We start from the raw sequence: 17,081 nt of genomic DNA, 5'->3' as shown, positions 1-17,081 counted from the left end.
TTCGGTCAGATTTGTTTTTTACCTCTGAAAATGTATTTTCCCAGTTTTTCCTGAACCAGTTTGCCATCATCAACTGCAAGATTTCCACGAAGGAAAACCTTGTCAATACCGCATTTCAGTTCAAATCCCTCGAATGGATTGTTATCAGTATTATACGCATGTGTTGCAGCCGAAATCACGCTTTCTTTCTCTGGATCAATCAATACGATATCCGCGTCACTTCCCGGTGCAATCACACCTTTTTGTGGATAAATGCCATACAGTTTTGCAGGATTTTCTGACAGGAATTTACACATCTGTTCCTGCGTGATTCTGCCCTCACGCACACCATATGTATAAATAAGTGTTCCCCGCGTCTGCACACCCGGAAGACCTCCCGGTATCTTTGTAAAATCATCTTTTCCAAGTGCCTTCTGTGCCAGTGTAAAGCTGCACTGATCTGTCGCTATGGTCTGAAGTTCTTCCTCTGCAAGAGCCTTCCACAGGCACTCCTGATCTTCTTTTTTGCGGATTGGAGGCGCACATACATAAACAGCACCCTGAAAATCCGGTTTTGAATAAACACTGTCTTCAAGCAGCAGATACTGTGGGCAGGTCTCTGCATAAACAGTCTGTCCTGCTTTTCTTGCCCTGCGTACTTCTTCCAGTGCTTTTTTATTTGTCAGATGCACGACCATGACCGGTGCTTTGGCTTCTTTTGCAATCACCAGAAGGCGGTGAACTGCCTCTGCTTCCATATCGTCCGGACGGACAAGCGGATGATTTTCCGGTCCAAGTCTACCTGCTTTTTTTGCCTCTTCAATCAGAGCATCGATCACTCCGGCATTTTCACAGTGTACACCGGCAAAACAACCGCATTCGCCAAGTTTTTTGAGAATTTTGTACATATCACAATCATTAACGATCATCGCCGGATAAGTCATATACAGCTTGAAGCTGGTAATTCCCTGATCGATCATATCCTGAACTTCCGCTTCCGTCTTTTCGTTCCACTCTACGATCGACATGTGGAAAGAATAGTCACAGGAACATTTGTTATCTGCCTTCTGATGCCATTTTTTAAGGCCTTCTTTGAGCGTATGACCACCCTTGTCCTGCGAAGCATAATCGATGACCAGCGTCGTTCCGCCGAGGATTGCTGCTTTTGTACCGGTCTCAAAATCATCTGCCGTCACAGTTGACGCAACTTCCAGATCAAAATGTGTATGACCGTCAATAAATCCCGGAAACAGAAGTTTTCCCTCTGCGTCAATCACTTTTGCGTCTTCAGCCTGCAGATTATGTCCGACTGCTGCAATCTTTTCCCCTTCTATCAGTATATCCATCTGCTCTGATTTTTCTCCTGAAACAACAGTTCCGTTCTTTAATAAATATCTCATAAATCCACCCCCGAAATATGATTGTTTTACTGCGAAAAAAATCATTCTATATGATATATAAATATAACATTCTTCCATGCTACTATCAACTACTGTCTATGCATTCCGGTCAATTTAAAACAATTTTTTTAAGGGCTCCTTAATTTTTCTCTGGAAAAATCTTTATCTTAAAAAAAATATATGTTATATTAATATTAACACTATAACATGGAGGAGGAATAATAATGGGACGTCTGACTGTATTAAAGCAGATTGCAAGTGATCTCGCTTCTCAATTTGGTCCTGATTGTGAAATCGTGATCCACGATCTTAAGACAAACGATCCGGAACATTCTATTGTATATATCGAAAATGGTCATGTTACCGGCAGAGGGATCGGCGATGGTCCTTCCAATGCTGTATTTGATGTCATCCGCCATAACAACAAAAAAGGCAGTGATCCGACGGATGAAATTCAGGATCATCCCGGATATCTGATGAAGACTTCTGATGGTAAGATTCTGAAATGCAGTACTTCCTATATTCGTGACGATGACGGCAGTCTTCACTATGTATTTGGAATCAACTACGATATTACCAAACTTACTATGATTGAAAGTGCACTGCACTCTCTGATCACTCCTGTAAACAAAGAGGAAAAGCCAAAGGAAATCACTCACAGCGTCAATGATCTTCTGGATCACCTGATTGAGGAATCCGTTGCCCTGGTCGGAAAACCGGTTGCCCTCATGAATAAAGAGGACAAAGTAACTGCCATTCAGTTTCTGAATGATTCCGGTGCATTCCTGATCACAAAATCCGGCGACAAAGTTGCAAGTTATTTTGGTATATCAAAATATACTCTGTACAGTTACATTGATGTAAATAAATAATTTATATTTTTATATTTCCCATAAAAAATCCGCAGTCTGCTGTCATTCTTAGGACAACATCCTGCGGATTTTCTTTTCGCTTTATTTAATTGCGCTGCACGGTCTGCTGATTCAAAAGACGTTTGATCACATCAATCGTCTCTTTGATTCCATAGTTTGCACTGTTGATGCAGAGGTCATAATTCTCTGGTTTACCCCATTTCTCACCAGTATAAAATTCATAGTATTTCTTATGCTGTTTATCCATTTTCTTGAGGAAACGGACGGCTTCTTTCATATCCATGTTCCGCACATCCATGACATGCTGTGTGCGAACCTGGAATGGTGCACTGATAAAAATACTGATATGCGGAATATGGTTATTTTTCAGGATTGCATCTGCACAGCGTCCCATGATCAGACAGTCTTCTGTCCGTGCAAGGTCGCAGATCAGATCACTCATATTGAAGAAAACTGCATCCTGCTTTGAAAGTCCGTGATATCGGTTCAGCTCTTTCAGTTTCGTGCGAAGACTTTCGTGTGTTTTCTTTCCATATTTGTTGAACTCTGTAAAATTCTCTTTGTCCTGTACGGCATCTTTTTCTGCTTCCAGACGTTTCAGAACCTGATCAAAGATTTCAACATCATAGTAATTGATTCTGAGATTATCCGCCAGTTCGAATCCGATATCATTTCCGGCACTTCCCTGAGTACGGCTGATACAGATCACAAGGTGGTCATCCTCTGAAATCTTCTCACGTCTTGCAGCAAGGTTCAATGCCACACGCTCTGCATCGATGATATCTGTCTTTCCGAACATATCCGGAAGTTTCTCAATTGCCTTCAGGATCTCATCATATTCTGTCATCAGGCGACTTCTCTCGGCATCATCCTTGATAGTTCTCGCCATGTTACTGATCAGTGCCAGTTCGCTTCGAAGAAGATGTCCATCCGGTTTTGTGTACATCAGCATGCTCAACGTACGGATCGTTGTGTCACGATTTCCGGTAAAGGTACGTCCCAGAGACGATCCCAGTACACGATAAACCTCTCCATCCAGATCATAAATCCGGTTGGCAAGTTCTGTATATATTTCCTGATTGATATTTTCTGACATAATTCTCCCCCCTTACATAAAGAACACAAGCATATCCAGTATAAATACCGGAACAAGAAATACAAGTGACCATAATATGTATCCGAAGAAGGACGGCATTTTAACACCGTTTTCGTCAGAGATTGATTTTACCATAAAGTTCGGCGCATTACCGATATATGTATTGGCTCCCATAAATACAGCACCGCAGGAAATAGCGGACAAAAGTTTGACCGGTACGGTTCCTAGACTTGTTGTCACACCATTCATAAATCCAAGTGTACCTGCAGTTGTAAGGAATACCAGATAGGTTGGTGTATTATCCAGGAAACTGGACAGCGCACCCGTCGCCCAGAACATTTCCAGCGGTCTTGACAGACCAAGATGCGGACCAAGTGATTTCAACAGCATCAGTGCCGGCTGCATCGTAACAAAAATACCAATAAACAATACGGCGACTTCTTTGATTGCACCCCATGTAAAATGGTTTCTTCTGCGAATGCTCTTATCCGTTGTTTTAAAGGACAAAAATGCTGCAAGCAGGATCATGACGATCTCAATCAGTGCCGGGAAAGTCAGTGTCACTTCTCCGAAAATATGAATTCCCATCACCTCACCAGAAGCATTCTGGAATGCAGAAAGCCCCGGAAGAACACCACTTAAAATAACCGCTGCCACGATCATTACGAGGAAAATAATGTTATGTAATCCATCAATATGAAATTCTGTACCCGGCTTGCTGATATCCGGTTTACGTCCCTGTGCAATATCTTTGCGATATGCAAGTTTGTCTACATGATAGAATACAAACAGCAGGATCACCATATTAAACAGAAGTACCGGGAACAGATGCAGACTCCAGAAAAACGGAACGCCACGCATAAAGCCCATCAGAAGCGGCGGATCTCCGATTGGTGTCAGACATCCTCCCATATTGGAAACCATAAAGATGAAGAATACCATGATATGGCTTTTTCTTTTTCTCCATGAATTCATCTTGATGACAGGACGAACCATCAACATACTTGCTCCGGTCGTTCCGATGCAGCTTGACAAAAGTGTTCCGAAAGCAAGCAGACACGCATTGACGCGCGGCGAGCCGGCGAAATCTCCCTCCATCGTAATGTTACCGGAAACGCAAAAAAGTCCAAACAAAAGAACAATAAAAGTAAGATAATCATTTACAATGCATTCGAGAACCGTTTCCGTTGCCATCCCTGCACCATAAACAACTACAAAAGGAATTACCATCAGAAGTATCCACATAAGAACGACATGTGGCTGATGTGCCTCCCACCATTCTGCTTTGATCAGCGGCATCACTGCAATACAGAGCAGAAGTCCTGCAAACGGAATACAAAGCCATACCGGCACCTGAGTGGTTGTCTCGTTGCCGCCTGCGGCCCAGACACCTGTCGGACACATCAAAAGCATGGTCAGAAGCATTCCAAAAAATGTTACTGTTTTTTTCAAAGATGTCACCCCCACGTTTAGTTTTCAACCAGTGGAAATTATATCATAACCATTGCAAATTACAATTGCACTTTCATTCAACAAATCATGCGTTTTATTGAGCAGTTTTGTGCATTTTTCCTATATATTGTATTTTTATCAGTACATTGCTGTACTTCTTCAAAGTATTTATGTACCATATTGTGCAGTTTTGATGCAAATTCACTGTATACAAAAAAGCGGCTCAGTTTCCGGAATCCACCGGAGACTGAACCGTTTTTGTATACTCGTTTAATAGTCACTGCTGGAGCCTGAAAAACTCTCTCCGCCACTGGAAAAACTTCCGGAATCACTGTCATTATCATCATTCTTTGGTTTTTCTGTTTTTGTCATGGTTGTATAAAGGAAAATATCCCTTTTTTCAGTAAGCTCCAGTCCGCCATCTGCCGTGTACTGGTCGGCGTTGGACTGCTGCACTTTTGTTTTCATTTTACGTACCTGATGCCATGTCATGAGTGCTGTCGGAATCGCCATAATTACAAAAGCCATGAGCAGATCTGTAAAAAAGCGAGAGGACACTGTACCGTCATCTATATCCATCGGGCGTATTTTTTTGCCCTCAGAGATTCTCGAAAGCCCGCTTTTCAAATCCCTGATCAATGACTGATAGCCGCCAAACGGATCATCTGCTTTCAGCCTTTCCTTACACTTATCCAGCATTTCTTCCTGAATGCTTTCTGTGAAATCATCCTGCGTTTCCCCACGGAATACGATCGTAATATTTCTTGCATCCGGCTGATGAAAAATACACATTCCCTCATGAGTATCGCCATATCCGATTTCATTCGTCTGCATAAATGTCGCTACATACTTCCTGTAATCATGCTCCTCTCCTATATCAGGAGAAATAGCCAGCACCACATCATATTTGTACTCATCATATATTTCAGCAAGCTCGTCCTCAAGTTCTGTATACTGTTCATCACTTAAAAGACCATACGCATCATATACCCATGTAAATTCTCCACCATCTGTTGTCTCATCTGCGTCATTTTCATCTGTCGATGAAGTGGCAGACGTATCTGTGGCTGCAAAGGAAACCGCAGGCAAAATCATTCCCAGACTGATACTGAGCAATAAACCACTTAATAACAATTTTGTTTTTTTCACTCAGATCACCCCTTTCAGACGCAACACTGTAACAATTGCCGCCATTATAAGAGTCAGTGGAATATGATGCTTAAACCAGTACTTGACTGCCAGCGTTTTTCCGACAGGAAGATCCCCTATCAGATGTCCGGTCTGACCATTCATTGCAAAGGAATATGTCTGTCCATTCCATTTTGTATTAAGGAACCATACCGGAAACAGGCCGTATTTTACCTGTCCTTTATTTGTTACAGTAATCTTTTCTTTCTTGGTGGTTACTGTTTCATAGCATTCAACAGAATCCCGGAAGCCTTCCCGCACACTCTGCTCCATCCGCTCATAAACTCTTGCAGTCAGATCATCCGGCTCCTGATCATATTTATCCGCCATATATCCTGAAAGATAGGACAGATTAAATTCCTTGAGATCAGCATAATCATAAGGCTCTATTGCCTCCATCATCGTGTCATCGATTACTTTTGAACCATCAACCGGAATTTTTTGAAACTTCATTTTACCGGCACGTACTACGCGATAATGGCTGGTCTCTGTATATGTATAATCATCATCATCCCATACTCTGCTTCTGGTCGCATCATACTGGAATCTTCCTGCCGTATCCAGATCAAACAGCCAGAACGGTACATAAACCGCCTTTATCTCCTCAATATGATTTTCATTTTTGAACACCCTGGGCAGAAGCGGTTTCTTTTCGTAGTGCTTCTTAAGCGCCTCTATTGCTTCTTTTTTGGATTTTTTAAACGGGATCACATAATCAGGACGATAGGTATCTGCAAATTGCTCCGGCATGATCATCGGATTATCACAGTACGGACAAATAGTTGCACCTGTTGTCTTTTCCGCAAGCACCTCAGCTCCGCAGGACGGACAGCTCCACACCGCCATGTTTGATTTTTCATCTGACTGCCACTGTTCCGGCTCAAATCCCTCCCAGTGAGTCGTCGTATCTTCTTTAACTGTATCCTGCTGCTCTGCAAGCTGTTCCAATTCTTCCAGTGAATATGCGTTTCCACAGTATTCACATTTCATTTTCTGAGATTTACTGTCAAACGCAAGGCCAGCAGAACAATTTGGACATTTGTAATTTACTGTATCCATACATTATTCCTTCCACAATACTTATGGTCTCGGTTTTCCGCATTCCTGACAGAATTTACCGGTGTTTGTTGCTCCACAGCTGCAGGTCCACGGTCCCGCCGGGCGCGGCTGGCCACACTCCTGGCAGAATTTTCCGGTATTGACTGCTCCACAGCTGCAGGTCCATCCTCCTGCTGCCTGAGTCTGCGGCTGCACCGGCTGCATCGGCTGCGTCTGTTGTGTTCCCATCGCAAATAAATTCTGTGCATTCACTCCACCTGCATTTGCTGCCATATTCAGTCCTGCAAATGCCATTGCTGGTCCGGCATTCTGATTGGAAGCTGCCGCCTGCATCGCACTTGCCTGTGCACCGACCATGTGTGCCGCTGCCATTGTCGGATTACGGAATGCAGCATTTCTCTGAAGTTCTTTGATCATTGCTTCATCTTCTTCTGAAGCCTTTACGCTGGATACGCCAAGTGAAACAATGCGGATTCCACGTAAATTGTTCCATTTTTCGGAAAGTACCTGATTCAGTGCATCAGAAAGTTCCTGTGTATGTCCCGGAAGTGCACTGTAACGGATTCCCTGCTCGGAAATTCTGGCAAATGCCGGCTGCAGGGCAGTCATAAGTTCACTCTTTAACTGGCCGTCGATTTCCTCTCTCTCGTAGTCTTCTTCCACATTGCCACATACATTGGTATAAAAAAGAATCGGGTTTGCAATACGATAGCTGTATTCACCAAAGCATTTGATGGAAATGTCGATATCCAGTCCGATGTTTGCATCTACTACACGGAAAGGCACCGGATTCGGTGTGCCGTATTTATTTCCTACAAGTTCTTTGGTATTGACAAAGTATACTCTCTGATCCTTCGGGGCCTCTCCTCCGAATGTGAAACGTTTGCCGATCTGCTGGAACACATTGCGAATCCCCTCTCCCAGATCTCCGCAGAAAACGGACGGCTCTGTAGACATATCATATTTGTATTCTCCCGGCTCTGCACATACATCTACAACCTTACCCTGCTCTACGATCAGCATACACTGTCCGTCATTGACTGCAATTACAGAACCATTTGAAATAATATTCTCTGAGCCGTGTTTGTTGGATGATCTTCCGGATACTTTTTTGTGTGCCTTTGTGATCAGAACATCCGCCGGCATGGCTTCACAGTAAAAATATTCTTTCCACTGGTCAGCCAGTACACCACCTGCTGCCCCTGCTGCTGCTTTGATCAGTCCCATACGTAAATACCTCCTTATTATTGGTTATGAAAGTTTATGAATAAACAATCCGCTTCGAAGTTTCGGTTCAAACCAGGTCGACTTCGGCGGCATCAGTTTACTTTCGTCTGCAATCTGCATCAGATCCTCCATCGCAGTCGGGAACATGGCAAACGCCACGCCTCCCGTCGAATCCGCAATCTGTGCTAGTTCGCTCAATTTGTGGCTGCCTCCTACGAAACGGATACGCTGATCCGTGCGAGGGTCTCCAATTCCGAGAATCGGTGAAAGGATTTTTTCCTGAAGGATCGAGACATCAAGCTGTCCTACAATGTCCTTCTTCGCATAGACATCATCCCACGCTTTCAGATGATACCAGTTTCCGCCCACATACATACCCATGCAGTGCTTTTCAACCGGTTTGCACGGAAATCCCGGCATGATCATCAGTTCAAAATTAAATTTCAGACTGGCGATAAACGCATGTTCATCCATACCATGAAGATCCTTTACCACTCGATTATATGCAAGAATCGTGAGCTGATCGTACGGAAATACTACAGAAAGGAAATAATTGAATTCCTCGGTTCCATCATAATCCGGATGCTCCGCACGTCTTTTCAGTCCGACTTTTACTGCTGAAGCAGCTCTGTGATGACCGTCTGCAATGTATATGGAAGGAATCTCTCCAAACTGCTGTGCGATCGTTGCCTTTTCTTTCTCACCGTCAATCACCCATGCCCGGTGTCCGATCCCGTCATCAGCCGTAAAATCGTAGACTGCATCATGTGATGCTTTCCATTCTTCCATCAGGTCAAGAAGTTCCTGCGGATATCTGCATGCCAGAAAGATCGGACCGGTATTTGCATCACAGGTATCTACATGGCGGATACGATCCTGCTCCTTATCTTCTCTTGTAAGTTCATGCTTCTTTACAACGCCATTCATATAGTCATCGATAGAACAGCAGCCAACCAGTCCCGTCTGTGTCCTGCCGTTTCTTGTCAGTTCATAAATATAGTAGCACGGTGTCTCATCCTGCTTAAGGATACCATTTCTTTCCATATTCTGAAGATTTTCTCTTGCCTTGTCATAGACCTTTGCATCATACAGGTCGGTCTCATCCGGCAGATCCATCTCCGGGCGGTCTACATGCAAAAATGAATCCGAATTCTTGTCCCCGATCATCTTTGCTTCTTCGCGGGTTACAACATCATACGGAAGTGCCGCTACGGAAGAAGCCTTTTCCGGTATCGGCCGCAATGCTCGAAAAGCCTGAAAAACAGCCATATTTCTAATCTCCTTTTTGTCTCTTCTGTTGTGTAGCAATCTAAAAAATATTGTACCATATCCTCTCTCTCTTTTCAATAAATGCAACTTTTTTCTGGTGTGCTAACTTTTTTTGTTAAAACCTAAAAATTTTTTTGATTTCTATTGCAAAATCATATATTTATGATATGATAGAATCAGCTAGAAAAGAAAAATTATGAGTTCAAAAGAATTTTTTTAAGGAGGTTTTTTCTCATGACAGAAGGTTTAAAATGGACCGTCAACCACGTTGCAAAGTCAGACGATAAACATCTCGAATTAATGTCTGAAGAAAACGTGAAAAAAGCCAATGAATTTCACAAAAGTTTCCCACAATACACCGTTACTCCGCTTCAGGATCTCGCCGCTCTGGCATCCTATCTTGGTGTAAAAAGTATCCATTGCAAAGATGAGTCCTACCGTTTCGGACTGAACGCATTCAAGGTTCTCGGTGGTTCCTACGCAATGGGACGTTACATAGCCAAAGAAGTCGGTAAAGACATCAGTGAACTTCCATATGCAGTCCTTTCTTCTGAAGCATTGAGAAAAGAATTCGGACAGGCTACTTTCTTTACCGCAACTGACGGAAATCACGGACGCGGTGTTGCATGGGCAGCCAACCGTCTCGGACAGAAAGCCGTTGTACGTATGCCGAAGGGCACTACCAAAACGCGTTTTGACAACATAGCCAAAGAAGGTGCTACTGTTACAATTGAAGAAGTCAATTATGATGACTGCGTAAGAATGGCCGCTGCTGAAGCCGCAAAGACCGAACACGGTGTCATGGTTCAGGATACCGCATGGGAAGGCTACGAAGAAATTCCTTCCTGGATCATGCAGGGATACGGAACCATGGTCATGGAAGCTGACCAGCAGTTAAAAGAAGCCGGTATTGACCGTCCGACACATGTATTTGTACAGGCCGGTGTTGGTTCCCTCGCCGGAGCTGTTGTCGGATATTTTGCTCACAAATACAAAGAAAATCCACCGGTTATGGTTGTCTGCGAAGCAAGCGCTGCTGACTGCCTGTATCGTTCCGCCATGAAAGAATCCGGCGAACTCGTAAATGTCGGTGGTGATCTTGAAACCATCATGGCCGGTCTCGCATGTGGTGAAGCCAATACGATCGGATGGGATATTCTTCGAAACCATGTTTCCGTATTTGCCTCCTGCCCGGACTGGATGAGTGCCAAAGCAACCAGAATCTATGCAAACCCGCTCGGTAGTGATCCACACATTGTTTCCGGCGAATCCGGTTCTGTTCCGCTTGGTCTGTGCTACACTGCGCTTCATGATGAAGATGCCAAAGACCTGAAAGAAGCACTGAAACTTGACGAAAGCTCAAACGTACTCGTTATCTCCACAGAAGGCGACACCGACCCGGTACGTTATCGTGAGATCGTCTGGGACGGACTTTATGGAATCGATAAATCTTTAAGCAAATAAGCAACTATATATGGGAGGAACTAAAATGGATTACGAAAAAATCAAAGAAGCGGCTCAGAACTATCAGGATGATATGACCAGATTCTTAAGAGCCATCGTCAAAAACCCGGGTGAAAGCTGCGATGAGAGAAAACATATCGAAACCATCGAAGCAGAAATGAAAAAGCTGAACTTCGATGAAGTTACCATCGATCCACAGGGTAACGTTATCGGCTATATGGGTAATGGTGACAAGATTCTTGCATTCGATGCACATATTGATACCGTTGGTATCGGTAACATCGAAAACTGGAACTTTGATCCATACGAAGGATATGAAACAGACGAAGAAATCGGCGGCCGTGGCGTGTCTGACCAGTGCGGTGGTCTCGTATCTGCTGTATACGGTGCAAAGATCATGAAAGACATGAATCTGATCCCGGAGGGATACAAGATCATGGTTGTCGGAACTGTTCAGGAAGAAGACTGCGATGGTCTCTGCTGGCAGTACATCATCAATGAGGACAAAATCCGTCCTGAATTCGTTGTTTCCACAGAACCGACAGATGGCGGTATCTACAGAGGACAGCGTGGACGTATGGAGATCCGTGTTGATGTCAAAGGTGTTTCTTGCCATGGTTCCGCACCGGAGCGTGGTGACAATGCCATCTACAAAATGGCCGACATCCTTCAGGACGTACGTTCCCTCAACGAAAACGATGATGCAGACGAGACGGAAATCAAGGGTCTCGTAAAAATGCTCAACCCGAAATACAATCCAGACTGGGAAGAGGCACGTTTTCTCGGACGCGGTACAGTAACAGTATCCCAGATTTTCTATACCTCTCCAAGCCGCTGTGCTGTTGCCGACTCCTGCGCAGTATCACTTGACCGTCGAATGACATTCGGTGAGACATGGGAAAGCTGCCTGGATGAGATTCGCGCACTTCCAAGCGTTAAGAAATACGGTGATGATGTAGTTGTTTCCATGTATAACTACGACCGCCCGTCCTACACAGGATGCAAATATGAGATTGAATGCTACTTCCCGACATGGGCAATTCCGAAAGACCACAAAGTAACAAAAGCATTCGAAGACGCTTACAAACACCTTTACGGAGAAACACGTCTCGGAAACGCTGAAACAGAAGCAATGAGAAAAGCACGCCCGCTGACCGACAAATGGACCTTCTCCACTAACGGCGTATCCATCATGGGACGTAACGGAATCCCATGCATCGGATTCGGACCTGGTGCTGAAGCACAGGCACATGCACCGAACGAAAAAACATGGAAAGTAGACCTCGTAAGATGCGCCGCTGTATACGCAGCACTGCCAACTTCTTACTGCAAATAAAACTCAACCATCTACACAAAAAGGAGAAAACATGAAAACTTTACAGGATTACATCGACAAGCTCAACAAACTCAACTTCAAAGAAATGTACAACAACGACTTCTTCTGGACCTGGGACAAAACAGACGACGAACTGGAAGCGGTCTTCACCGTTGCTGATGCTCTCCGTTTCATGAGAGAACACAACATCTCCACAAAAGTATTCGAAAGCGGTCTCGGAATTTCTATTTTCCGTGATAACTCCACACGTACACGTTTTTCTTTCGCTTCTGCATGTAACCTTCTTGGTCTGGAAGTGCAGGATCTTGATGAGAAAAAATCCCAGATCGCACATGGCGAAACCGTACGTGAAACAGCAAATATGGTATCCTTCATGGCTGATGTAATCGGTATCCGTGATGACATGTACATCGGCAAAGGCCACACATACCAGAAAGAATTTATGGATGCAGTAACCGAAGGAAACAACGACGGAATCCTTGAACAGAGACCGACTCTCGTAAACCTTCAGTGCGACGTTGACCATCCGACACAGTGTATGGCAGATATGCTTCACATCATTCATGAATTCGGCGGTGTTGAGAACCTCAAAGGCAAAAAACTTGCCATGACATGGGCTTACTCCCCATCCTACGGTAAACCACTCTCCGTTCCGCAGGGTGTGATCGGTCTGATGACACGTTTCGGTATGGACGTTGTTCTTGCTCATCCGGAAGGATATGACGTAATGCCGGAAGTTGAAGAAATCGCAAAGAAAAACGCTGCTACTACCGGCGGTTCCTTCACAAAGACAAACAGTATGGAAGAAGCATTCAAAGATGCTGATATCGTATATCCAAAGAGCTGGGCTCCATTCGCAGCTATGGAAAAACGTACAAATCTGTACGCTGAAGGTGATTTCGACGGAATCGACAAACTCGAAAAAGAACTTCTTGCTCAGAACGCAGAGCATAAAGACTGGGCATGCACAGAAGAACTTATGAAGACAACAAAAGACGGTAAAGCTCTGTATCTCCACTGCCTGCCGGCAGACATCACAGGTGTAAGCTGTGAGACAGGTGAAGTTGACGGATCCGTATTTGACCGTTACAGAATCCCGCTTTACAAAGAAGCAAGCTTCAAACCATACATCATCGCAGCTATGATCCTTCTGGCTAAATTCGAAAATCCACAGGATATCCTGAAAAAGCTGGAAGTAAAAGCTGCACCTAGAATTTTCGAATAATCTTTTTGATAAGGGTTTTTACAATGTATAAAAGAAAACGAATCGTTATCGCCCTTGGGGGAAATGCACTGGGCAATACACTTCCGGAGCAGATGCAGGCGGTCAAAACTACCGCCCGCGCTCTGTGCGATCTGATAGAAGAAGGTCATCAGGTCGTTGTCGTACATGGCAACGGTCCGCAGGTCGGCATGATCAACAATGCAATGGCAGCGCTTTCCAGAGAAGATAAAAATCAGCCGAATACACCTCTCTCCGTCTGTGTTGCTATGAGTCAGGCATACATCGGCTATGATCTGCAGAATGCACTTCGCGAAGAACTCCGCAAACGTGGATTCATGCGCACTCCGGTCGTTACCGTTGTGACACAGGTACGTGTAGATGCAAATGACCCTGCTTTTCAGAATCCCAGCAAACCAATTGGGCATTTTATGACAAAAGAACAGGCTGAACATGCAGAAACAGCATACGGCTATATCATGAAAGAAGATGCCGGCCGCGGCTACCGCCGTGTTGTCGCATCTCCAAAGCCAGTCGAGATTGTTGAACAGGATGCCATCAACAGCCTTGTAGATGCAAACAAAATCGTCATCTGCTGCGGCGGTGGCGGAATCCCTGTCACGCTGCAGGGTGATCACCTGAAAGGTGCTTCTGCCGTAATTGATAAGGATTTTGCCAGCTGTCTGCTTGCAAAAGAGCTGGATGCAGATATGCTGATCATCCTTACCGCTGTCGAAAAAGTTGCTGTCAACTTCGGCAAAGAAAACGAGAAATGGCTGGACGAAATGACTGTCGCAGAAGCACAGAAATATGTGGATGAGGGACAGTTTGCTCCCGGCTCCATGCTTCCTAAAGTACAGGCAGCTATGGACTTTGCAGCATCCGATGCTGAACGCACTGCCATGATCACGCTTCTCGAAAAAGCAAAAGACGGAATCCTCGGCAAAACAGGGACCCGTATCCATATGTAATATATGCAAATGACAAAAGGAGTATAATTCCGTTCATCTGATCGGGTTATACTCCTTTTATAATACACATTCTCTTACTTTTTCTCTTCTCTCAATTCCGGCAAAATCGTCAAAAGCATGGTAAAAAAGCAGGCGCATCCGCCAACCAGATTTGAGATTGGTTCTGCCCAGAACACACCATCTACACCAAATCCATTAACCTTCGGCAACAATATTGTCAAAGGCACCACAATGATCACCTTTCGGAAAATCGAAAAAAATGTTGCTCTTTTTGCCTTTCCAAGTGCTACAAATACAGCCTGCCCGGTAAACTGCAATGCCATAAAACAAAATCCAAAGAAATAAATGTGCAGCGCAGGTACTCCTTTTTCCAGAAGTACCGGATCACTGTTAAACAATCTGATAAAAAATCCCGGTGCAATCTTTATGATTCCCCACACAAACAATGCATAAGTAAAACATACGACCGTTACAAATTTGATTGCCTGTTTTACCTTTCCAAAAGCTTTTTCTCCGTAATTAAAACTCATAACCGGTGATGCACCATTTGTCAGACCATGTACCATCATCGTCGCAATATCACGCACGGAATTCAATACCGTCATAACACCTACATAAATATCTCCGCCATACATATGGAGCGTTGAATTACAGAAAATCTGTACCAGTCCATTTGTAAACTGCATCATAAATCCGGAAACTCCAAGCGCCATGATATCTTTTACACGCTTCCATTCAACTTTCATAGTCGCCCGGTTCAGCCGAAGCGTCACTCTCTTTCCTGTCAGAAATCTTAATACCCAGATTCCGGAACATATCTGCGAAAGAATCGTTGCAAGTGCAGCTCCTTTCACACCCATATGCATTCCGAATATAAATAACGGGTCCAGAATGATATTCAAAATTGCACCGATCAGTACGGTCATCATTCCCATATTTCCGAATCCCTGACAGTTAATAAACGGATTCAGTCCCAGCGAAATCATGACAAACGGCGTTCCAATCAGATAAATCTTTATATAATCACCCGCATACGAAAATGTCACATCACTTGCGCCAAATGCATACAAGATTGGCTTATAAAATAAATAGCTTACCGCCATCAGAATCATACTAGAGATCAAAAGCATAGAAAACGTATTTCCCATTAATTTTTCCGCCTCTTCATGATTTCCACGCCCCAGTTCCATTGCACAGAGCGGACTGCCGCCATTTCCAAACAGATATGTAAATGCCGTAATCATCGTGATCACCGGAAAGCAAATTCCCACGCCGGTCAGTGCCGTTGCACCGGCTCCCGGAATCCTTCCTATATACATACGGTCAACAATGTTGTACAGCAGATTTAAAAGCTGCGCCAATGTCATCGGAAGCGATACTTCAATAATGTTTCGGTAAACATTTCCTTTCGAAAAATCCGTCTGATGGACTTTCATTTTTTAGTCTCACCCTCTTTGTTATGTTACCATATATCACATTTCATTTTATTCTGTATATTATAGCACGCTCCTCTTTTTGTATCCAGTTATTCTTCTGTGCTCATTAAAATCTCTCCTTTCCCTCCTGGTTTTCAACATAATCCCACTGTTTTTTCATTTCTTTTTGTCATAAAACCACATTTTAAATGATTTAAAATCCACAAAAATACATAATTATCTCTTGTTTTTCACATCCAAAAACGATATAATAGATTTAGTTTAGAATGATTTTTATATTCCAGAGTGAATAGATGGAGGTATTATGGCTGAAAATTATAATGGTATGGCAGTGGGGATTTTTGAACTTGACAGTTTTGCTGCCTGCTTCGTAGCACTTGACGCTGCTTCCAAAGCAGCAAATGTAAGAATCCAAAACATCGAACGTAACCGTCTTGGTGCAGGTGCATGTGTTAAAATGCGTGGTTCCGTTTCTGATGTAACAGCAGCTATGGAAGCTGCCATCCGCACCGCAGAGCCAATTGCAAAAGTAGTTTCTCATACAGTGATCGCATCCCCGGCACACGACACAGAACCGGCTATGTACATGACTGCAAACAAGTAATACCGAATCAAAATACGAATACATACTTAAAGCGAGGATTATACAATGAGATATGGAGCATTTGGATTAGTAGAAGTGGTCGGAAGCAGCAACTCTATCATCGTAACCGACCAGATGCTGAAAACAGCCGATGTGTCTTTTCTTACACGAAACGGCAAATGTGGCGGACATGAAACAGTTTTTGTGACAGGTGATGTTTCTGCAGTTACTGCAGCCGTACAGGCAGTCAAAGAAAACCCTCCGTGTGATGTCTGCTTCGCGGCAGTGATTTCCAATCCTTCTGAAGAAACAGTTCGTCTTGCTGAAGAAGACGCACAGAAACACGGATTTATGAAGAAAACTAATACAAAGAAATAATACTACTGATATTTTTTAATTATGATACACGATTATTTAAAAAGGAATAAAGTATGTATCCAGAATTCTTGGAACATACTCTATTCCTTTTTTTGCATGGTCATCTTTTATTCTGCACCACTAACCCACTGTCGCAGCATTCCTGTCAA

At 43.8% G+C, this 17,081-nt stretch carries 15 protein-coding genes; 7 read left to right on the top strand and 8 right to left on the bottom strand.

What is annotated here, in order from left to right; all coding sequences use genetic code 11:
* Positions 1 to 5 precede the first annotated feature (5 nt).
* Positions 6 to 1,379, bottom strand: a complete 1,374-nt coding sequence (hydA, locus tag BQ7344_RS00585; RefSeq protein ID WP_072520977.1) for a dihydropyrimidinase — start codon at positions 1,377 to 1,379, stop codon at positions 6 to 8.
* A gap of 224 nt (positions 1,380 to 1,603) precedes the next feature.
* Between hydA and BQ7344_RS00580 the strand changes: the two genes are divergently transcribed.
* Entirely contained in the window at positions 1,604 to 2,251 is a 648-nt protein-coding gene (locus BQ7344_RS00580) for a helix-turn-helix transcriptional regulator (RefSeq protein WP_072520976.1), read from the top strand.
* Positions 2,252 to 2,336: 85 nt separating this feature from the next.
* Here BQ7344_RS00580 and BQ7344_RS00575 read toward each other — a convergent pair whose 3' ends face one another.
* The 6 genes from BQ7344_RS00575 to BQ7344_RS00550 form a co-directional block, all read right to left on the bottom strand.
* Positions 2,337 to 3,347: a cytidylate kinase-like family protein gene (locus tag BQ7344_RS00575; protein ID WP_072520975.1), complete on the bottom strand. Its 1,011-nt coding sequence runs from the start codon at positions 3,345 to 3,347 to the stop codon at positions 2,337 to 2,339.
* Positions 3,348 to 3,359: 12 nt separating this feature from the next.
* A complete protein-coding gene (locus BQ7344_RS00570) occupies positions 3,360 to 4,760 on the bottom strand; it encodes a sodium:proton antiporter (protein WP_200793055.1) in 1,401 nt (466 codons plus the stop codon).
* 309 nt (positions 4,761 to 5,069) lie between these two features.
* Positions 5,070 to 5,948 carry a TPM domain-containing protein gene (locus BQ7344_RS00565; protein ID WP_072520973.1) on the bottom strand — a complete coding sequence of 293 codons (879 nt, stop codon included), beginning with the start codon at positions 5,946 to 5,948 and terminating at the stop codon, positions 5,070 to 5,072.
* A complete protein-coding gene (locus BQ7344_RS00560) occupies positions 5,949 to 7,046 on the bottom strand; it encodes a TFIIB-type zinc ribbon-containing protein (RefSeq protein ID WP_072520972.1) in 1,098 nt (365 codons plus the stop codon).
* A gap of 21 nt (positions 7,047 to 7,067) precedes the next feature.
* A complete protein-coding gene (locus BQ7344_RS00555) occupies positions 7,068 to 8,273 on the bottom strand; it encodes an SPFH domain-containing protein (protein ID WP_072520971.1) in 1,206 nt (401 codons plus the stop codon).
* A gap of 24 nt (positions 8,274 to 8,297) precedes the next feature.
* The gene (locus BQ7344_RS00550) at positions 8,298 to 9,542 is read right to left on the bottom strand and encodes a DUF1015 domain-containing protein (RefSeq protein ID WP_072520970.1); all 1,245 of its coding nucleotides are present in this window, start codon (positions 9,540 to 9,542) and stop codon (positions 8,298 to 8,300) included.
* Between the two features lie 234 nt (positions 9,543 to 9,776).
* Here BQ7344_RS00550 and dpaL point away from each other — a divergent pair, with 234 nt between their 5' ends.
* From dpaL to arcC, 4 genes are read left to right on the top strand one after another with little or no spacing between them, the layout of a single operon-like run.
* A complete protein-coding gene (gene dpaL, locus BQ7344_RS00545; RefSeq protein WP_072520969.1) occupies positions 9,777 to 11,006 on the top strand; it encodes a diaminopropionate ammonia-lyase in 1,230 nt (409 codons plus the stop codon).
* A 25-nt stretch (positions 11,007 to 11,031) separates the two neighbouring features.
* A complete protein-coding gene (locus BQ7344_RS00540) occupies positions 11,032 to 12,342 on the top strand; it encodes a YgeY family selenium metabolism-linked hydrolase (protein WP_072520968.1) in 1,311 nt (436 codons plus the stop codon).
* A gap of 31 nt (positions 12,343 to 12,373) precedes the next feature.
* Positions 12,374 to 13,567 (top strand): knotted carbamoyltransferase YgeW, encoded by a 1,194-nt coding sequence (gene ygeW, locus BQ7344_RS00535; RefSeq protein WP_072520967.1) that lies wholly within the window; start codon positions 12,374 to 12,376, stop codon positions 13,565 to 13,567.
* 23 nt (positions 13,568 to 13,590) lie between these two features.
* Entirely contained in the window at positions 13,591 to 14,535 is a 945-nt protein-coding gene (gene arcC, locus BQ7344_RS00530; RefSeq protein ID WP_072520966.1) for a carbamate kinase, read from the top strand.
* A gap of 74 nt (positions 14,536 to 14,609) precedes the next feature.
* On the opposite strand, the gene BQ7344_RS00525 is transcribed toward arcC, so the two are convergent.
* The gene (locus BQ7344_RS00525) at positions 14,610 to 15,971 is read right to left on the bottom strand and encodes an MATE family efflux transporter (protein ID WP_072520965.1); all 1,362 of its coding nucleotides are present in this window, start codon (positions 15,969 to 15,971) and stop codon (positions 14,610 to 14,612) included.
* Positions 15,972 to 16,275: 304 nt separating this feature from the next.
* On the opposite strand from BQ7344_RS00525, the gene BQ7344_RS00520 reads away from it, so the two are divergent.
* Positions 16,276 to 16,575, top strand: coding sequence for a BMC domain-containing protein (locus tag BQ7344_RS00520; RefSeq protein WP_015543048.1), 300 nt, complete (start codon positions 16,276 to 16,278; stop codon positions 16,573 to 16,575).
* 45 nt (positions 16,576 to 16,620) lie between these two features.
* Entirely contained in the window at positions 16,621 to 16,932 is a 312-nt protein-coding gene (locus BQ7344_RS00515; RefSeq protein ID WP_072520964.1) for a BMC domain-containing protein, read from the top strand.
* Positions 16,933 to 17,081 lie beyond the last annotated feature (149 nt).

It is taken from the genome of Blautia sp. Marseille-P3087 (assembly GCF_900120195.1).
Classification (GTDB): domain Bacteria; phylum Bacillota; class Clostridia; order Lachnospirales; family Lachnospiraceae; genus Blautia_A.
The sequence above is the reverse complement of the archived record's forward strand: the minus strand, read 5'-3'. Positions and strand labels throughout refer to the sequence as shown.